At 43.0% G+C, this 17,598-nt stretch carries 11 protein-coding genes; 2 read left to right on the forward strand and 9 right to left on the reverse strand.

The window, feature by feature from the left end; translation table 11 throughout:
- Window position 1 precedes the first annotated feature (1 nt).
- The 7 genes from INP83_RS00410 to INP83_RS00440 are packed head-to-tail and all read right to left on the reverse strand — an operon-like array spanning window position 2 to window position 12,912.
- Window positions 2-2,368, reverse strand: a complete 2,367-nt coding sequence (locus INP83_RS00410; protein ID WP_219125872.1) for a GH92 family glycosyl hydrolase — start codon at window positions 2,366-2,368, stop codon at window positions 2-4.
- Between the two features lie 32 nt (window positions 2,369-2,400).
- Window positions 2,401-3,624 carry a glycoside hydrolase family 76 protein gene (locus INP83_RS00415; protein ID WP_219125873.1) on the reverse strand — a complete coding sequence of 408 codons (1,224 nt, stop codon included), beginning with the start codon at window positions 3,622-3,624 and terminating at the stop codon, window positions 2,401-2,403.
- A gap of 46 nt (window positions 3,625-3,670) precedes the next feature.
- Window positions 3,671-4,789 (reverse strand): SusE domain-containing protein, encoded by a 1,119-nt coding sequence (locus INP83_RS00420; protein ID WP_219125874.1) that lies wholly within the window; start codon window positions 4,787-4,789, stop codon window positions 3,671-3,673.
- 23 nt (window positions 4,790-4,812) lie between these two features.
- A complete protein-coding gene (locus INP83_RS00425; protein ID WP_219125875.1) occupies window positions 4,813-6,444 on the reverse strand; it encodes a RagB/SusD family nutrient uptake outer membrane protein in 1,632 nt (543 codons plus the stop codon).
- A 28-nt stretch (window positions 6,445-6,472) separates the two neighbouring features.
- The gene (locus INP83_RS00430) at window positions 6,473-9,622 is read right to left on the reverse strand and encodes a TonB-dependent receptor (RefSeq protein ID WP_219125876.1); all 3,150 of its coding nucleotides are present in this window, start codon (window positions 9,620-9,622) and stop codon (window positions 6,473-6,475) included.
- Window positions 9,623-9,646: 24 nt separating this feature from the next.
- Window positions 9,647-11,086, reverse strand: a complete 1,440-nt coding sequence (locus INP83_RS00435) for a sugar porter family MFS transporter (protein ID WP_255563213.1) — start codon at window positions 11,084-11,086, stop codon at window positions 9,647-9,649.
- 17 nt (window positions 11,087-11,103) lie between these two features.
- On the reverse strand, window positions 11,104-12,912 hold the full coding sequence (locus tag INP83_RS00440) for a class I mannose-6-phosphate isomerase (protein ID WP_219125878.1): 1,809 nt from the start codon (window positions 12,910-12,912) through the stop codon (window positions 11,104-11,106).
- Window positions 12,913-13,171: 259 nt separating this feature from the next.
- Here INP83_RS00440 and INP83_RS00445 point away from each other — a divergent pair, with 259 nt between their 5' ends.
- Window positions 13,172-13,900: a GntR family transcriptional regulator gene (locus tag INP83_RS00445; RefSeq protein WP_219125879.1), complete on the forward strand. Its 729-nt coding sequence runs from the start codon at window positions 13,172-13,174 to the stop codon at window positions 13,898-13,900.
- A gap of 24 nt (window positions 13,901-13,924) precedes the next feature.
- On the opposite strand, the gene INP83_RS00450 is transcribed toward INP83_RS00445, so the two are convergent.
- Window positions 13,925-14,728, reverse strand: coding sequence for a Fic family protein (locus INP83_RS00450; protein ID WP_219125880.1), 804 nt, complete (start codon window positions 14,726-14,728; stop codon window positions 13,925-13,927).
- 340 nt (window positions 14,729-15,068) lie between these two features.
- Between INP83_RS00450 and INP83_RS00455 the strand changes: the two genes are divergently transcribed.
- A protein-coding gene (locus INP83_RS00455) for an IS3 family transposase (protein WP_219127505.1) occupies window positions 15,069-16,318 on the forward strand; the annotation gives its coding sequence in 2 pieces (ribosomal slippage) (window positions 15,069-15,411 and window positions 15,411-16,318; 1,251 coding nt in all).
- 124 nt (window positions 16,319-16,442) lie between these two features.
- Here INP83_RS00455 and INP83_RS00460 read toward each other — a convergent pair.
- Window positions 16,443-17,570 carry a glycoside hydrolase family 76 protein gene (locus INP83_RS00460; RefSeq protein WP_219125881.1) on the reverse strand — a complete coding sequence of 376 codons (1,128 nt, stop codon included), beginning with the start codon at window positions 17,568-17,570 and terminating at the stop codon, window positions 16,443-16,445.
- Window positions 17,571-17,598: the final 28 nt, after the last annotated feature.

Genomic DNA, 17,598 nt, shown 5'->3' on the forward strand with positions numbered 1-17,598 from the left:
ATTATTGAGCCGATGGCGGCGGAACCTTAGTCCCCCAGGATAGATTTGGCTTACTGCCCATCACAAATTTCAATTCGCCACCTTTCATCAATTCATCGCGGTATAGCCAACAGTTATCCAATGTTCTGCCATTGAATGTGGCCGACTGAACATACACATTCTCTTTTGAGTTATTTTGCGTTTCGATGATGAGCTTCTTACCATCACCCAGTGTGATACTGGCTTTTGCAAAAAGCGGGCTGCCCAGTTCAATTATCGGCCTCAGATCAGTAAAACCCTTTACGTCAAATAGGCCAAGTGCGTTTATAACGTACCATGATCCCAATTGGCCCTGATCTTCGTCCTGACCGTACCCGTAACCATGCACAGGTTCTGTACCGTAGAACTCCTGTCCTATCGCCCTTGTCCATTTTTGGGTAAGCCATGGTTTGCCTGAAAAATTGAAAAGCCAGCTAATGTGAAGATTAGGTTGGTTGCCATGATTATAGATGGAATTGATGCCTGCAAATGCGTCGATAGTTTTACCACCGCCGAAGCCCTGTTTTTCTGACACGGTAAAAATGCTATCGAGGCGTTTGTTGAAATTAGCTTTACCTATGGCATCAATTAATGCAGCTGGGTTTTGCGGTACATAAAACGTGTATTGTACAGCGTTGCCTTCCTGGAAACCGCGCCATGGCTGGTAAGGATCAAACTTTTCAATGAAGCTACCGTTGGCGCGTTTAGGCTGCATCAGCTTATTTTGTGGATTGAAGATATAACGCCAGCCATTTGACAGTTTGATAAATTTCTGATAATCTCCAGTTTTACCCATGGCTTTGGCCATTTGTGCAGCTGCAAAAGCACTATAGCTATATTCTAAAGTATGTGAACCGGCAAAATTTGACCCGGTTGAATCGGTCACAAAATCACGACCGGTTTGGTCAAAGTAAGGCACATATCCGTACTTTAAAAAAGCTTTGATATCTAATTTGCCAGCGCCTACCGCACGGTTCTTGTAATTCAGCTCATTAGCCTTAACCGCTTCATAAGCCAGGTCTACATTATAGTTGCGGATACCAACGTTATATGCACCAGCTACCGCAAGCCCTACAAAGTTGGTACCCACGCCTGATACATATTCGCTGTTAGCGATACCATCGCCGAACCAGCCTTTATCTTTATACAATTGAAGTTCAGTATTCACAAAACTTCCATACCACTCCGGATATGACAGTGACCACAATTGGGTAATATTCCAGAACCCGCCCCAGATTGCATCAGAGTTGATGAATTCCGCTTTTAAGCTATTATTATCCTGTGATGGTAAACGGCCTGTTTGGCCACCATGTTTAGGATAGTCACCATTGATATCGCTGGCGATACCGCGGCCCAACAACGCATGAAAAAGACCGGTGTAGAATTTTGTTTTGTTTTGAAGGTTGCTGTCTTCAACATGGATTTTACCGAGTTGCTCCTGCCATGTTTGCTGCGCCTGTTCTTTAGCTTGGTCAAAGCTCAGGTTTTTAGCCTCGGCCATGAAATTAGCTTTAGCATTGGCGTTTGATGTATATGAAAGGCCAGTTTTCACCTCGATGGTTTCGTTATCTGTTGTCTGATAATTTAATACCAGCCCAGCGCCCTTGCCTTCGGCATTATTTTTTTTGTCAAATATCTGCTCCGCCGTAAAAGCGGTTACGCTTACAGGCTTTTTGCTCAGCTCACCATAGAAATACATATTCACCTTCCCTTCCGGATCATAGATCTTTACATATTTTGGATAGGTACTAACAAAGCCTTCGAAGTGCGTGTCATCAAGCATTTTAATATTGGCATTGGTCACTATGTCACTTTCACCTTGTTTATTTCCGATATCCAGGATAATGTGTGACTGATCATTTTTAGGAAAAGTATATCGCTGAAAACCCACGCGCTTAGTAGCTGTTAATTCAGCTGTGATGTGGTAATCGTCTAAAAGTACACGATAGTAACCAGGTTCTGCCACCTGATTCTTCCTGTCAAAACCGGAGCGGTAACCAGGTGTTTTTCTTTCAAGATCACCTGGTTTGGTTATGATACTCCCGGTAGTAGGCATGTAGCTTACGCCCCCAACTTGCCATTCATGAAAATGAACAAAACCTTCAATGGAGTTTTGGCGGGTATCGTAACCAACCGCCTCCCAACCTGAAGGGTTGCCATAGCTCCCGTTTGTTGATGGTGCAAGCTTCGCCATACCATAAGGCACTGCGGCAGGTGTATAAAAAAACCAGCGGCTATGAGCTGTACCAATATTTGGGTCAACATATTTTAAAATACTCTCGCGCTTGGTACTGCAACCGGCCAATACAAATGCAGCGAAGGCAGCTATAGCGAAATAGTTAAGTCTCATGTAAATCAGGTTATCAGAGCAAAAGCTCCTTCTTATTTGTTAGGGTATTTTGACATCATGGCTTGTATACGTTGCATCCAGGCCTGATCAACACCTTCAATTTCCGGTGAACGATCATTCCCTGCAAAACCTGCAAAATAATAATAAGCCTTGGTATCGGCATTGCGGTTAGCTTTATTCAAAGCATCAATGTTGTTACGGGCGTAGCTAAGCCATTTTTCATTTTTATCCTCTTCGTACAACCTTATCATTCCCTGGGAACCCCAACCACACCATGCCGGATTGACGCGGGTCTGAGTCGGGTCGGTATTGAAAATATATCCCTTATACTGTGCGTTCCACAGCACAGCATTCATTGCATTGCCTATAGCCTGCGCTTTTGCCAGATAGGACGGATCTTTTATCGCCTGTCCAAAAAGAATGTCAGCCTCCAGCATGATGGCATTATCATAAGTGAATTTTTCATAGTGTTTAGTACCTGTACCACCGCCATCAACTTTCCAGATGTATAGCCCGCTTGCCGAATCAAACATATTCATCATTAACCAATCATTCACTTTCGACGCCCAGTCACGGTAAGTGGTCTCGCCGGTAAGAATATACAGCTTCGCAAAAAGCTGCATGGCAACGCCATTTGATTGTGTTGGTTTATCGGGTTTTGATGTATTCCACCAGAATCCCCCGCCATATGTACTATCCCACAAGCCGCTATTTATCAACCAGTCGGCACATGCTTTGGCTTTTGCAAGATAGGCCGCCTTATCAGCATCGCTGGTAACTTCATAAGCTTCAAGATACACCATGCCGGTAAGACCATTATCATCAACAAACTTATCACCGGCCGCGCCGGTGCCGTTAAGATTTACTGAGGCAAAGTAGCCCCCACGCAGATCAGTCTTATCCCAAAAGTTCTCCATGAACTGGAAAGTCCTGTTCATGTAGGTAGCTTGCGAAGCATCGCCCGCTGCGATGAGTGCGGCATCAGCGTATATCTGGCTTACGTTATACCACTCATAACAGTTGTTAGCGTGGGTGGTCGTGTTGGCCCGGTAGCTGAAATTTGACGTAAGTAGATTATTGGAAATAAAATTTCTGGTCTCTTTCGCCAAAGACAGGTAATTAACAGCAGTTACGGGCGGATCTACGGGCGGTTTTGTGCCACCTCCACCTGTGCCGGGATTGATGTCTTTATCCTTGCCGCATGAGGTGACCAAAACAGCGATTGAAGCGATTAATACTAAGAGTAATTTTTTCATAACGATAGCGTAAACAGCCCCACTCTGTATGTGGGGCTGTGTGATGTTAAAGGACAGTTACTTTATGAGTATAAGCTGTTGATTGTAGCATAACATCAACCTTCACATTTTTTCTATCTGCAGAAGGGTCAAACTTGTAGGTGTTATCCCACTGTGCGTTTGTAACCGGTACCAGGTAAAAGTAGGATGCAGGCTGGCCTGCAGGTGCAACGTTATTAGCATTTGTACTACCTTGATATTCATTACCGGCGCCTGTGTGCAGTATAAACTTATACCGTTCATCGCGTCCCCATGAGAACTGGTAAAACTCCACCGCAATTTTTGGCGCTTCAAATACACCATTACCAATATAATTAAGGGTTCCTATCTCCGTGCCATATGCAGACATATATAAACCTATCGACTGTACCTGCATTGATTTTGTAGTGGCGGAAGTAAAATCATAATTCAGACGGTAAGTTTTGGCTTCTCCGGAAACACTAACGGTTGCTGCGCCCTCCTTTATGATGCCATTTTCTATGTAATACTTTTTCCCACCATCGCTATTCTTATCAGTCAGATAATAATCTCCTGCCTTTAGTGATGTGTACACTTCAAATACACCATCTTCGGTCTTTTTAAGTTTAATAGCTTTGCTTACATCAGTCCCACCTTCTGTGGCAGAACCTGTGATATACAGATCAACAGGATTTTCGGCAAAGCCCGCAGGTCTCTCCAATTGCAACGTACGCGATGCTGATCCCGGCTTGGCGTTTGTTCCTTTCGATGCTATCACTGTCCACTTAAGCTTACCCGCGCTTAAAGAGGCAATGCCGGCAGCATTGGCTATTTTATTAAGATCCTTATGACTGATGGTCAACTGTGTTTGTACTCCGGCACCATCAGATAAAATCCTGGTTACCGGTTTGCTGAAATCACCCCCCTCTTTGTCAAATGCAACCTCGTAAAGGATAAGGCCTCCGTCATTGTTATCCGATGCATCCCATTTAAAAAGCACACTCGCAGCAGTATTTGGTTCAAGCTTTACGTCTGCATTATCATTTGGGGTAGCCAGTGTACCTACCGGATTAAGATTTAAGCTCAGTGGTTTGTTGTCTTTTTTACAAGAAGTGGTGAATGTCACCGCCAGCAGCAATACGGCTGCAAGCATCATTAGCTTTCTCATGATCAATATTGTTTTAATTAGGTCTAATTGGTGTAACCCGGGTTTTGACCGAGGTTTTTGTTCAGGTCAGCATCGTGTGCAGGAATAGCCCATAAGTAATCGCGGTTAGCGTTAAATTTACGAAGCTGCGTTCTTATGTAACCGTTATCTGTACTTTGATCGTTCGAGAATTTGGCGCCATGTATGTAGCCATTCATAACGGTTTCAGCAACTTTCCACCTTCTGATGTCGTCTGCACGGATACCTTCCATGGCCAACTCCACGCGGCGCTCGCGGCGGATTATATTGGTCATGTTAGTGTTGCCCGGGTAAGTGACAGCACCTGCATCGGTAAAACCAGCACGCTGGCGTAAAGCACCTATGGTTTTATTCCATACGGTTGCATCCATCTGGCCAAGGCTTTGTTTAGCTTCGGCATAATCAAGCAGTATCTCGGCATATCTTATCAAATGCAGGTTATTACCTGATACGAAGTTTGCCAATGCGCTTGGGTCATAGTACTTTCTCCAGTAATAAGCCGTTGCCGATGCAGCCTGCGATCCGGCGCTGTATTCGTCCAGGCCTGGCTGTACAGGGTCGGTACCGGGTTTAATGTAAATGGTTTTAGTTGTATTATTTGCGTTGACCCAAGTGTAGCGGTCATAAACGATGGTTGCGGTTAAGCGGGGGTCGCGATTTATGTAAGGGTTATTTTCATTGTAACCCGAGCCTGCTTCTTTGACCCCTTTACCATTCAGCATAATGTAATCGTCCACCAGTTCCTGAGTAGGTGCCATGCTGCTTACGCGGCCGCCGACAGTACGTGGTGCAAAATCCCAAAAGTTCTGCCATGTACGTAGTGTGGGAACATACTGTAATGATAAGATGCTTTCTTTGGTGTTTTTATTCACGTTAGGGTCGCTAAAAAGTGCACTGTAGCTGCTCTCCAAGCTATATGAACCATAAGTACCCTGATCGTTCATCAATTTCTCGCAAATATTCACTACATCAGTCATGCGGTCGCCTTGGTATAATAACACCCTTGCTTCTAAAGCAAGTGCAGCACCTTTAGTGATACGGCCATTTTCATTTGCAGGTAAATTGGTACTTGATGGCAGATCATTCACGATTGCCTCCAGTTCATCAACAACAAATTTCACCACCGCTGTTTTTGGCGAGCGGGATATGGTTTGTGCTTCTTCCGGTGATATATCTTTGTCCACGATTGGAACGTCACCATACCACTTGGTGAGATTAAAATGCTCGAATGCCCGGATAAAACGGGTTTCTGCTATCAATCTTGCCTTGGTGGCAGCAGGTAGCGTAGTATTTTTATCAATGTTTGCCAAGAATATGTTGCAGGATTTGATAGCCGAATAATAGTTATTCCAATCACCCGCAAACTTGCCTGTTTGTGATGTAGCGTTGCCGCTGGCAATAACATTCAAGTCGCCTGATGGTGAATAGGCATTATCAGATAGCGCTTCGGCATCAAAGTACAGCCCGCTGTTGTATATCAGGCTGTAATTATTATTAAGTGCGTTGTAAACATTGGCATCAACCTGCCAGAAAGTAAGATCAGAAAACCGGTCTGTTGGTGCAATATCAAGTTTTTTACAACCTGATGCCGCTACAACCGCAACAGATACGATCAAAAGCTTTTTAAAAAATTTCATTTTCTTATATTTTAATTATTATCTGTTCTTAGAAAGTTATATCAAGGCCTGCCCCATAGAATACCGGTAAAGGATATTGTCTTGCACTGTTTGATGCTGAGGCAGGATTTAGGTTGTTGCCGAACTCCGATGTTTCCGGATCGATGAACTTCAATTTACTAAGCGTTGCCAGGTTTTGGCCTATAAGCGACAGGCGAAGACGCTGGATGCCCAGCTTCTTTGTTATCGCCTGACTAAAACTGTATCCTATATTGACGTTCTTCAAGCGGGCGTAAGCAGCATCGTACTTATAAAGGTCTGAACCGGTGCGCCAGTTGTTGGTATTTGACGGCGAACCAATATTCGCCAATATTGGATAACGTGCGTTTGGATTACTCGGGGACCAGATATCGGTTTGGTGATCATAAACTGTAGCGCCATAGCCATAATGGAATGGCTCAACCAACTCCCCGCGAAGAAATGCATCGCGTTTACCTACACCTTGAATGAATATGGACAAGTCAAAGCCTTTGTAAGCGATGCGGTACGTGAAACCGAAGGTATAGCGTGGGAATGGGTTACCTAAAATCGTTTTATCCTTCTCATCAATGATTCCGTCACCATTACGGTCTTTAAACTTTAAGTCACCGGGTTGCACGCTGTTACCGGCTATTTTAGGAGAGTTGTCAATATCCTGCTGGTTTTGGAAAAAGCCATTTGTTTGATAACCGTAATATTGAGTAATCGGCTCTCCAACCCTGCGTATCAATTGAAATACGTCTTGGTTATAAATTGTCTCAGTTGCGCTGCCGGTTAACTTTAATAGGGTGTTTTTGTTATCTGCAACGTTTATACTAAAACTTTGGCTAACATCTCTGCCGCGCAAATTGTAAGTAACTGAGGCTTCCCAGCCGGTATTACGTACTTTTGCTACGTTGTAATCCGGAGAGCCTGCTCCGAATATAAAAGGCACATCCGCACGGGGTGCCAGAATGTTGCTGCGGATCTCCCGGAAATAATCAAAGGTAGCAGTCAGTTTATCATTGAAAAGGCCTGCATCCAAGCCAATGTTTAATTTTGCAGCTTTCTCCCAGGTGATGTCACGGTTTGCAATATTAGTGCCAGCACCGCCAACTATGTTGTTACCATAACCATATGCATTAGGGTAATTAAAGTAAGTGGTTTGATACTGGTAATTATTAACATTCTGGTTGCCCACGGTGCCATAAGAAGCCCTCAGCTTTAATGTACTCAGTGAATTCCTTAAAGGCTCCATAAAGGATTCTTGTGTAACTATCCAGCCCGCGCTTACTGACGGAAAGAAACTGGCTCTGTTGCCTGCCGCAAATTTAGACGAAGCATCTTCGCGGAACAGCGCTTCAAATAGGTATCGGTCTTTGTAAGTATAATTTAAACGGCCAAATGCAGAAAGCAGGCTGGACGAGTTTACCGCGATACTGTTAGTAGAATTTTGCGTATCTACGATTGTACCAGTGGTTGGCGTACCCAATAGAGGATCGGTCAGTGTTTTCTGAAGTTGAAAACCACGCTGGCTGTATGTTTCACTGGAAACTCCTAATTGTATCTTAAAGTTGTGATCGTTTATCTTTTTGGTGTATTCAGTAGATATTTTAGTATTGGTCAATAATGATTTACTGTTACCATCCAACACGGTCAGATCATTACCATACACACCTGCGGGTAAATAATTAACCTGTGTACGGCGGAAGAATGTACCGTTGTTTTGAATGGTACCCCCAAATTCTCCTATCAGTTTTAAATCCTTGGTAATGCTCAACTGACCATTGAAAGCACCAAAGATCTCGTCATTATCGGCCTGGTTATAGCCGCCTTTTTCTAATACACCATATTCGTTATACTGTGAAGCAACCGGATTGGTAAGGTAATTACCATTCTCATCTTTCCAGTTGTAGTTGTGCGGAACACGATTGGCATCAGCAAAAATATTGTTGTCGCCAACACTATTAGTTTTATTCCTGGTTTTGGTGTAGTTTAAAATAATATTAGACCTGAATTTCCCAACTATAGATGTTTGGTTCAACCTCAGATTGTATTTTTGGTAACCAAAATCGGCACCCGTGCCCCCATTACCGATCAGATTGCTGCCCTGGTCCTGGTAACCCGCCGATACGTAATACGAATTATTCTGACCACCTCCGCTAAAACTTACATTGTGAGATTGCAAAGGTGCCTTCTTCAACAGATGTTCAATATCCCAGGTCCCGTTACCCGCATCCTTAAGCGCTTGTATCTGCTCAGGCGTATAAGCAGGCGGTAAACCCGAATTAACAAGCGATTGGTTTTTGTTATAAGCGTTATCCCATGCGTCAACCTTATGAACAAGCACTTTTGCATCCTGAAAACCAAAACTACCGTTATAATTAACGGTAGGTTTTGAATCTATCTTTCCGGCTTTAGTAGTTACCAATATCACCCCGTTTGCCGCACGAGAACCGTAGATGGCAGCAGAACCGGCATCCTTAAGTACGGATACACTGGCAATATCATTTGGATTAAGCGTGTTTAAATTACCACCAACAATACCGTCGATAACTACAAGCGGAGTGTTGTCTCCAAGTGTACCCACACCGCGGATATTGACCGTTACGTCGCTACCCGGATTGAGGTTTGTTTGCTGGATAATTAAGTTAGGAGACTCGCCTTGCAATGCCTGGTAGGTGTTAAGTACAGGCTTATTCCCAATGTCCTTTGAACTGATGGTGCCCACAGCCCCGGTAACGTTAATACGTTTTTGCGTACCATAACCCACAACCACTACCTCATTAAGGCTGGTATTATTAGGCTTAAGGCTTACATTGATCTCGTTTCGCTCGCCAATGGCATTTGTTTGTGTAGTATAACCTATAAAAGAATAGGTTAAACTACGATCTGCGTAAGCATCCGGAATATTAAGTCGGTAACGTCCGTTTACATCGGTAGTTGTACCTACCGTTGTACCTGCTATACTGACATTTACGCCTGGTAATGGCTGATTATTTTCGTCGGTTACGCGACCTGTTACCGTTTTATCAAAATGGAAGACCGTGCTGTATAAATTTGTAGCAACAGAGGCGGCTTGCACCGGACCACTTGCCCCTGCTGCTGTACATAACAGTATAAGTATCGGTTTGCTGTACAGCCATTTGAGTTTTACATTGTGTAATAGTTTCAATCTCATAGTTATTGGGTTAGTTTGGTTTGGTTATTTATGGTTAGTAGCAAGAGGTAAGGAATCATTGGAGGCATCTTGATAGTGATTGTCCTTCCAGTATTTTTCGATATTTTCAAGCGAGCGGCCTTTCGTCTCGGGGATCAATCGCCAGGTAAGCCACAGTGCTGGAGAACAACAGATGGCGAACAACCAGAACGTCCATGATGATCCGAGACCTTCAAGCATCAGCGGGGTCAGCTGTCCCACCAGGAAATTGCCTACCCACAATGACAGCGTTGCCAATGACATTGCCTTACCACGCACCGCATTCGGAAATATTTCACTTACGATAACCCAGCATACCGGGCCAAACGAAAAGGCAAAACAGGCAATGAACATGAGGATGAATATTAGTATCCATGGCCCTGAAGTAATGTTTAACGCAAATAGCACACCGATGATCAGCAGCGCGGTTACCGCCCCCCCTACACCTGCGTAAAGTAGTGGCCTGCGGCCCCAGATATCAATGGTAAAAATGGCTACAAAAGTAAATACAACATTTACCAGGCCTATTGTTACCTGTCCCCCCAGGGCACTGTTAAGAGTAAAGCCCGCCTGTTCTAAAATGCGAGGGCCGTAATAGATCACCGCATTGATACCACACACCTGTGAAAGAAATGGAAGCAATAAGCCGATCCATAGTGCTTTGCGGTATACAGGTTTAAAAAGCTCTTTAAGAGATGTATCATCGTTACCGTTTTGGCTTTTAAATGACTTTATCTCATCGGTTGCAGCTTCTTCGCCGTCTATCTTGATAAGTATCTGTTTTGCCTTTTGCTCCTGCCCTTTGAGCAATAGCCATCTCGGCGATTCTGGTACTGCGAATAAAGAGAGCAGGAATATTCCCGCCGGCAATGCACCTAAGCCAAGCATGGCGCGCCACACCTCCGCTGAAAAAATGGTTCGCATCCCCACCCCTGCGTAATTATCATGCGTGTGCGCTGCCAGATACGCATTGGTAAAATAAGCCACCACGATACCGATCGTCAATGCCAATTGGTAGAGTGATACCATCATACCACGGTAACGCGATGGCGAAAATTCTGAAATGTATAAGGGCGATACCATAGAGGCTACACCAATACCCAAACCACCGATCAAACGGAAAATAATAAGCGCCGTGAATGAACCAGACCACATGCAACCCAAAGCCGAAGCCAGAAACATGATGGCAGAAATGATCAGAACTGGTTTGCGCCCGTATTTATCACTCAGTTTTCCAGAGAAACTTACGCCTGCAATACAGCCAAGCAGTGCACAACTCACAAACCATCCCTCGCTGACTGCATCCAGTGAAAAATCTTTTTTCACGAGGCTTACCGTACCTGATATTACCGCGGTGTCAAAGCCAAAAAGAAAACCCCCAAGGGCTGCTACCAGGCAAATAAGGTAGAGATATAAACTACCGGTGTTAGCTTTTCTATGTTGCATTGTCTTTTCCATGGCCATTATTTCAAAAATGCTTTTACCACTTTAGCCCGGCCACCGCCTGTGTTGGTCAGCGTGTATGAATCTGCGGCAGCAGGCACAACAAACGTTTCAGCATAAGCAAATTGCCTTTGAGTACCATCAGCGGTTTGCAGTAATACGGTTTGCCCTTCTACCAGCATCATTACGTGGCAGGTACTATCTGTTTTAACATTTACTGAGTGATCAAATTCCAGGCGGTGCACATCATAAAAATGATCTTTATGAGTTGGCAGGTGTATTAGCTGGTAACCAGGTTCGCTTTCAATTATCTGTGGTTTTGAGATCAGTTCCTCTTGTACGTTATTACCTTTACGGGAAAAATCGAGGTTCTTAAATGCGTGGTCAATGTTAATAGGTCGTGGCTTTCCGTCCAGATCAAGGCGAACCCAATCATACATTTTAAATGTAAAAATATAGGGAGTCGCACTTATCTCTAATACCAGATTTCCGGCTCCGGCGCTATGGACTGTGCCATTAGGTATCAGGAACAGGTCATGTTTGTTAGCTTTATGAACTTGTACATACTCTTCTATATCGATAGCCTCGCTCGTAACTTGACTGTGTTCGAGCGCTGATTTGAAGGCTGCAGGGTCAATCGTATCCTGAAATCCAAGATAAACGCTTGCGTCGTTGTTGCAATCAAGGATGTAGTATGTCTCATCCTGCGTAATATTCTCTCCAAAATTTTCTTGTATGTACTCCAGTTTCGGATGGCATTGTATCGAAAGATTGCCGCCATTATAAGTGTCCAGAAAATCGAAACGGATGGGGAATTCATCTCCGAATTTGGCTGCGTGTTTACCTAACACATTTTCGTTGTTAGTAAACATGATCGTATCAAATGATACTTCCAGTAAGTTACCGTTGCTTTCAAAAACCAATCCGTTCTCCGGTACGATCAATTCAAATGACCACGCAAGGTTCACTACATCCTTACTCAGACCACTGACGTGGTTTTTTATCCACTGCCCGCCCCATGCCCCCGGTTCAAACCAGGGACGCACTCTTAACACCGAGCGGCTAATTTTATCAAGACCTATTTTAAGGTCTTTAGTAAACATCCAGTTGATGGTTTCCGGCCACTGTGCATCGGCTACTACCTCAATACGATTTAGAATGGCTTTTTTATGCTGATTGAGTAAAACCCAATCAACAAAGTAAAAGCGTTTGTACATTTTAAAAGGTTCCGCTATCTCCCCGCTTCCCAGGTTGGTTATACTACCTGCACGCATCCTGAACTGAATTTCGTTTTTTGGCAGGTCTACATAAATCAGCGGAGCATCCCAACCTGCTAAAGCAGCGCCGGTCCCAATCATGATATTGATAGGAAAATCGTTTTCCGGCGTTTGCTTTGTGATAGCAGGCTCAAATAAATCAACTAATTCAAGTTTTGCTTTTGTGCCCCATACAGCGTTATCTTCACCAAGAAAAGGTGCAACCAGTTTATAAACCTCTTTTGAGTTCTTCAGGAAATCGGAAGCAGATATCCAGTTGACGCTTAACTGCTTTTCATCAAAACACTGCTGAAGCCCTAATTGGATACGATCCCAAAAAACTCCACCAAATCCATCTATCACCACAATTTTATGGTCAATGATATAATCGGCCAGTGCACTAAATCCGCTGAATATTTTACCATCGCCTAAATGCTCTACAGGATAGATCTCATATTGATTTTTCTCCGAAGGCTTATCGCTTAAATACGCAGGCATAAGGAATTGTTGAGTTTTTCGTACCTCGGGGTATATCGATGTTTGCTGTAAAAGTTCAAGTGAATCAGAATTCATTTTTGTAGTAATGTATGTACATATCACCGAGCTGATATGACTAAACAGTCACATAGAGTGATTATGCAGTATCTATTTGTATAATTGGTGGTTTATAATGTACAAACATATAAACTATAACTTCTAATCCAAATTTATTTTGACAAAAATTTCAGGCGCTTGAACTCATTTATTTGCAATTTTATTGTGTATAATTTACAATATGTACATACATTTGTGTCAATTTATTTAAATGCCTATTATTGTAGTACTAAGCACTATGAAATACGCAATCGATCACAAGAGCCCCATTCCCCTTCATATTCAAGCAGAAGAGTTATTACGAAATTTGATTAGTCAGGAGGAATTTCAGAATGGTAAATTATTACCTAACGAAGTGGAGTTATCTAAGCTTTTAGCTATTTCGAGAACAACATTGCGGCAGGCTATCAACAAGTTGGTATATGAAGGTTTATTAATACGTAAGAAACGTGCCGGCACAAAGGTCAACCAATCAACCGTAAGCTCCAAATCCAACAATTGGCTTAGTTTCTCGCAAGAGATGAAATTGCGTGGAATCAACATCAAAAATTTTGAACTGCATGTTACATGGGTATTTCCCGATGAAACGCTGGCCAATTTCTTTGAGATCAAGGCCGAAAAAAAAGTGCTGAAAATGGAGCGAGTTCGTGGCAAGAGCGATGGCCCTTTTGTCTACTTCATCTCTTATTTCCATCCGCGAATAGGGCTTACTGGTGATGAGGATTTTAAACGCCCATTATATGAGTTGCTGGAATTGGATTACTCTACTATAGCAAGTTTGTCGAAGGAAGAGATCAGCGCACATGCGGCGGAGGAAGTCATAGCAGAGAAACTTCAGATCGAGCCTGGTGAGCCTGTACTCTTTAGAAAACGCTTTGTGTTTGACCAGGGGGAGCGGCCAATAGAATATAACCTTGGATATTATAAAGCTGATAGTTTTGTTTACACGGTTGAGAGCAGGCGGTAAAATGAACGCCGGAATGCCTTAAGATCAAATCAGAAAACTGAAACCCCTACCTTTTGAAGGCTTAGTCATCTCCTGATACTTGTCAATTTCACTTAGTAACAATGAGATATATTCACTACGCATAAATATTCTGAAATGCTCCGGATCCTCCGTCTCCTTAGTCTTGACAATTGCCTCGATATATGCAGCTTTGTTTTCACTGTGCACTATTGCCAAAGGAAGACGATATTTAGCCTGAATAAAGTTCATTAGCAATCTGGATGTCCTGCCATTTCCATCGTAGAAAGGATGTATTGCAACCAGGTGATAATGCGCATCGAATGAAAGATTAAGTTGTTCTTCTATCGAAATATCTTGCCCCATCATGCTGTGAACTAATTTTACAAGTTCCGAGGTCAGGTTTTCAACCTTGTCATAATTTGGAAAGTATGTGTTACCAGCTGACACATTGCCTTTTCGAAACAGGCCTTTGGTGGAATCAAGGGTACCGAACATTGTGTTGTAAATTTTCCCTGTACTTTTCATCACCTCTGCATTTATCTTTTGTATCAAGTCCACACTGATTGCATCCCCTTTTTTAGCAGCCTCAAGTGTAAAGAGCAAAGCAGTATGATGATCTCTGACCATCAGGCTTTCTTCCAAAGGTTTTCCTTTAGGTGTACGCCCTTCGTTAATTAGGACCTGGGCTTCCACTTCCGTAAGTGTTGATCCCTCGATACGCGTAGAATGGTGATCAATCGCGATCAGGTTAAATTTTTCATAGTCTATAATATCCTCTAAGTGAAGAGCTTTATATTGATTGATCAGAGACAGGATATCTATTTTCATTTAACAAAAATATGCATTATACTATACAAAGATTACTCTTTTGCTAACATCGCCATGTTGAGAACCAAGTTCCTCTTGGGCAATAAAAGAAATTGTGCTTTTGATTGGATTCTTTTTATCTAAAAATCTATCTTAGCAATAATTCAGGCTGCCTGATTGGCAGAGTACCCATAAGAGTACCAGCGTCATGCGAAAGATTTAAACAACTGAAAATAAGCATATTGCAAATGGGGTTCGAATCCTGTTGCTCCCACTAAAAGAAAGCCTTCAGATTATATTTGAGGGCTTTTTTGTTTTATATGTCCCGTCCTGAAATAAGTTGACAGCTAAGTTGACTTATATAAAAAAACGAGTAAAAGACGAACAGAGGCGCAACCAGCGCGACTATAGCCTTGCCTTTAAGTTGCAGGTTGTCCAACAAGTAGAAAAAGGCGAGTTTACGTACAAGAAGACTCAAAAGCATTACGGAATTCAAGGCAGAAGTACAGTATTGGTTTGGTTAAGGAAACATGGTACCTTAGACTGGACATTACCCAAACAATACACTTTGAATAACGATAAAGAGCCAACGCCGGAGCAGCGGATCAAACAACTGGAAGCAGCTTTAAAGGATGAGCAGGATAAGAACGTGATCTATAAGACCATGTTCGAGATCCTGAAAAATGAACATGGCATTGCTTTGCCAAAAAAGTCTTTACCCAAGCGATCCAAAGGCTCAAAGCCAAAGGAATAGTAAGCCTGTCAAAGGCTTGCAGATTGTTTGGGATAAGCCGTCAGGGCTACTATCAAAAACAGCAGCGTATACAAAAGCGGATACAGGAGCTTAGCCAGGTAAAGGCTGAGGTCATTAAAGAGCGTATACATCTGCCAAGGCTTAGTACACGTAAACTGTATTATCGCTTAGATGAAAAGATAAGGAGCAGGGGAATAAAAATAGGCAGGGATGCCTTATTCGACTTTTTACGCTCGGAACATATGCTGATCAGACCCAAGCATTCCTATCATAAAACGACTAATTCCAAACACTGGTTACATAAGTATCCTAACTTACTTAAGAACAGGAAAGCAGCAACAAGACCCAATGAGATATGGGTGAGCGATATAACTTACATAGACACTAAAGCGGAAACAGCTTACCTCAGCCTGATCACAGATGCCTATTCGAGAAAGATCGTAGGCTATCATTTACATCCGAGCTTACATACCGATGGTGTGGCTGCTGCTATGCAAATGGCAGTCAAACACGAGCAGATCAACGCCCCATTGATACATCACTACAGGGGCTTACAGTATTGCTCGGCACAGTATCAGAAATTATTTGCTAAATATCATATTACCCCATCGATGACTGATGGATATGATTGTAATCAGAATGCCTTAGCGGAACGGATCAACGGCATTATCAAAAACGAGTTGCTTGTTATCAAACCGGCAGACATAAGGCAAGCTAAAACAATGATCGAAGAAGCTGTCGGACTTTATAACTACCGACAACCACACCTGGCTTTAAACTATCAAACACCGCAAACCGTTCATCAACAAAAAGTCCTTGCTGAAATTGAACAACAAGGACTATCTTTATCTTATTAAAACCTGTCAACCTATTTTAGGACGACTCAATAGCACGATTTTCAAGAGTCGTAAAAGCTCTTCCTGATAGGATGCGGTCAATACAGTAAGTAGTGGCGCTACGCTGTTAAAATCATTGTTGCTATTATTCAGGCGGACACAGTTGCATAAACGTTACTATACTGCTGCTCTCGTAAGATTGCACAACGCCTGTGGGTGCCGGCAAGGCATAATTGCGCCAGCAAAGGTCGCGCTGTTTATCGCGGTTGTTCCAGCCGGCATCAACGTTCTGCCGTATCCAGCTTAAATACTGGGTTTGCCCTGCATCTTTTATGAGTTGCATGATATACTGCGCAAAGATCGCCTTCAATACACCCTGTTCGTTGAAGTCACCTTCGGCAGGCAGTATGTTGTTGGTGCACATTTTATTTTTTGTATAATCCGCTATCAACTTTGCATCGTTAAGGTAGGCAGAATTCTTAGTTTCATTATACAAAGCTATCGCCGCACCAATGGCAGTGCCCTGGTTGTAGGTGTAATCTTCATACCCAGGCGCGTTGTTACCTATTTTATGATCAGCAACCCGTCCGTCTGAATTTACCAAGTTAGTTTTTGCCCACTGGTAAACAGATAAGGCTTTGTCGTAATAGGTTTTGTTACCTGTAATTTTGTACAACCGCATTGCAGCTATCACAGTTGGGAAATTTATGCATGCGTTTTTACCGCTGTGCTTAAAATCCCAAAACATACCGCCATCAACGGGATCGTAAGAGCCATTCCATACCCTGTCAAACCCGGCGATTGCCTTTTGCAGGTAGGTAGCATTGCCCGTTAATTGATTTGCACGGGCAAGGGCCATTACCCACCACATCATGTCGTCATAAATAAACCAGGTAGTAGTATTATCCCAATTATAACCGTCGTATTCGTTAAAACCGCCCTGGTACATATCGTTCACCATCGCCATCTGCGATTGGTCTTTTGTACGCTCATAAACATTCATGGCCATATCCCAATAAATAGCTTGTGTCCAAATGGCCCCCAAATTGGTTTGCAACGTATTGGCGTAATACAGCTTTTTGGTTGGGTTGTAATAATACCGGTTAAAAGCCGTATACGCCGTTGTTGCATCTGTGGTGGTAAATGTAGGGCTATCTGTTGTTGTGCTATTCCCTGGTTTGGTTGTTTCCGTCTTTACACCTTCATTGCCTTTGCTGCAGCTCGCCGCTGCTATCAAAAAGCCGGTAAGTAATACCATGGATGTTTTTTTCATAAGTAGATAAGTGTTTATTCGTGAAAAA

Source organism: Mucilaginibacter sp. 21P (assembly GCF_019331605.1).
Taxonomy (GTDB): Bacteria; Bacteroidota; Bacteroidia; order Sphingobacteriales; family Sphingobacteriaceae; genus Mucilaginibacter; species Mucilaginibacter achroorhodeus.

What these genes read in the sequence shown, in the direction of transcription:
- INP83_RS00460 (WP_219125881.1), bottom strand. Translation starts at nt 17,570, where the DNA reads ATGAAAAAAACATCCATGGTATTACTTACCGGCTTTTTGATAGCAGCG.
- INP83_RS00440 (WP_219125878.1), bottom strand. Translation starts at nt 12,912, where the DNA reads ATGAATTCTGATTCACTTGAACTTTTACAGCAAACATCGATATACCCC.
- INP83_RS00445 (WP_219125879.1), top strand. Translation starts at nt 13,172, where the DNA reads ATGAAATACGCAATCGATCACAAGAGCCCCATTCCCCTTCATATTCAA.
- INP83_RS00435 (WP_255563213.1), bottom strand. Translation starts at nt 11,086, where the DNA reads ATGCAACATAGAAAAGCTAACACCGGTAGTTTATATCTCTACCTTATT.
- INP83_RS00415 (WP_219125873.1), bottom strand. Translation starts at nt 3,624, where the DNA reads ATGAAAAAATTACTCTTAGTATTAATCGCTTCAATCGCTGTTTTGGTC.
- INP83_RS00425 (WP_219125875.1), bottom strand. Translation starts at nt 6,444, where the DNA reads ATGAAATTTTTTAAAAAGCTTTTGATCGTATCTGTTGCGGTTGTAGCG.
- INP83_RS00410 (WP_219125872.1), bottom strand. Translation starts at nt 2,368, where the DNA reads ATGAGACTTAACTATTTCGCTATAGCTGCCTTCGCTGCATTTGTATTG.
- INP83_RS00430 (WP_219125876.1), bottom strand. Translation starts at nt 9,622, where the DNA reads ATGAGATTGAAACTATTACACAATGTAAAACTCAAATGGCTGTACAGC.
- INP83_RS00450 (WP_219125880.1), bottom strand. Translation starts at nt 14,728, where the DNA reads ATGAAAATAGATATCCTGTCTCTGATCAATCAATATAAAGCTCTTCAC.
- INP83_RS00420 (WP_219125874.1), bottom strand. Translation starts at nt 4,789, where the DNA reads ATGAGAAAGCTAATGATGCTTGCAGCCGTATTGCTGCTGGCGGTGACA.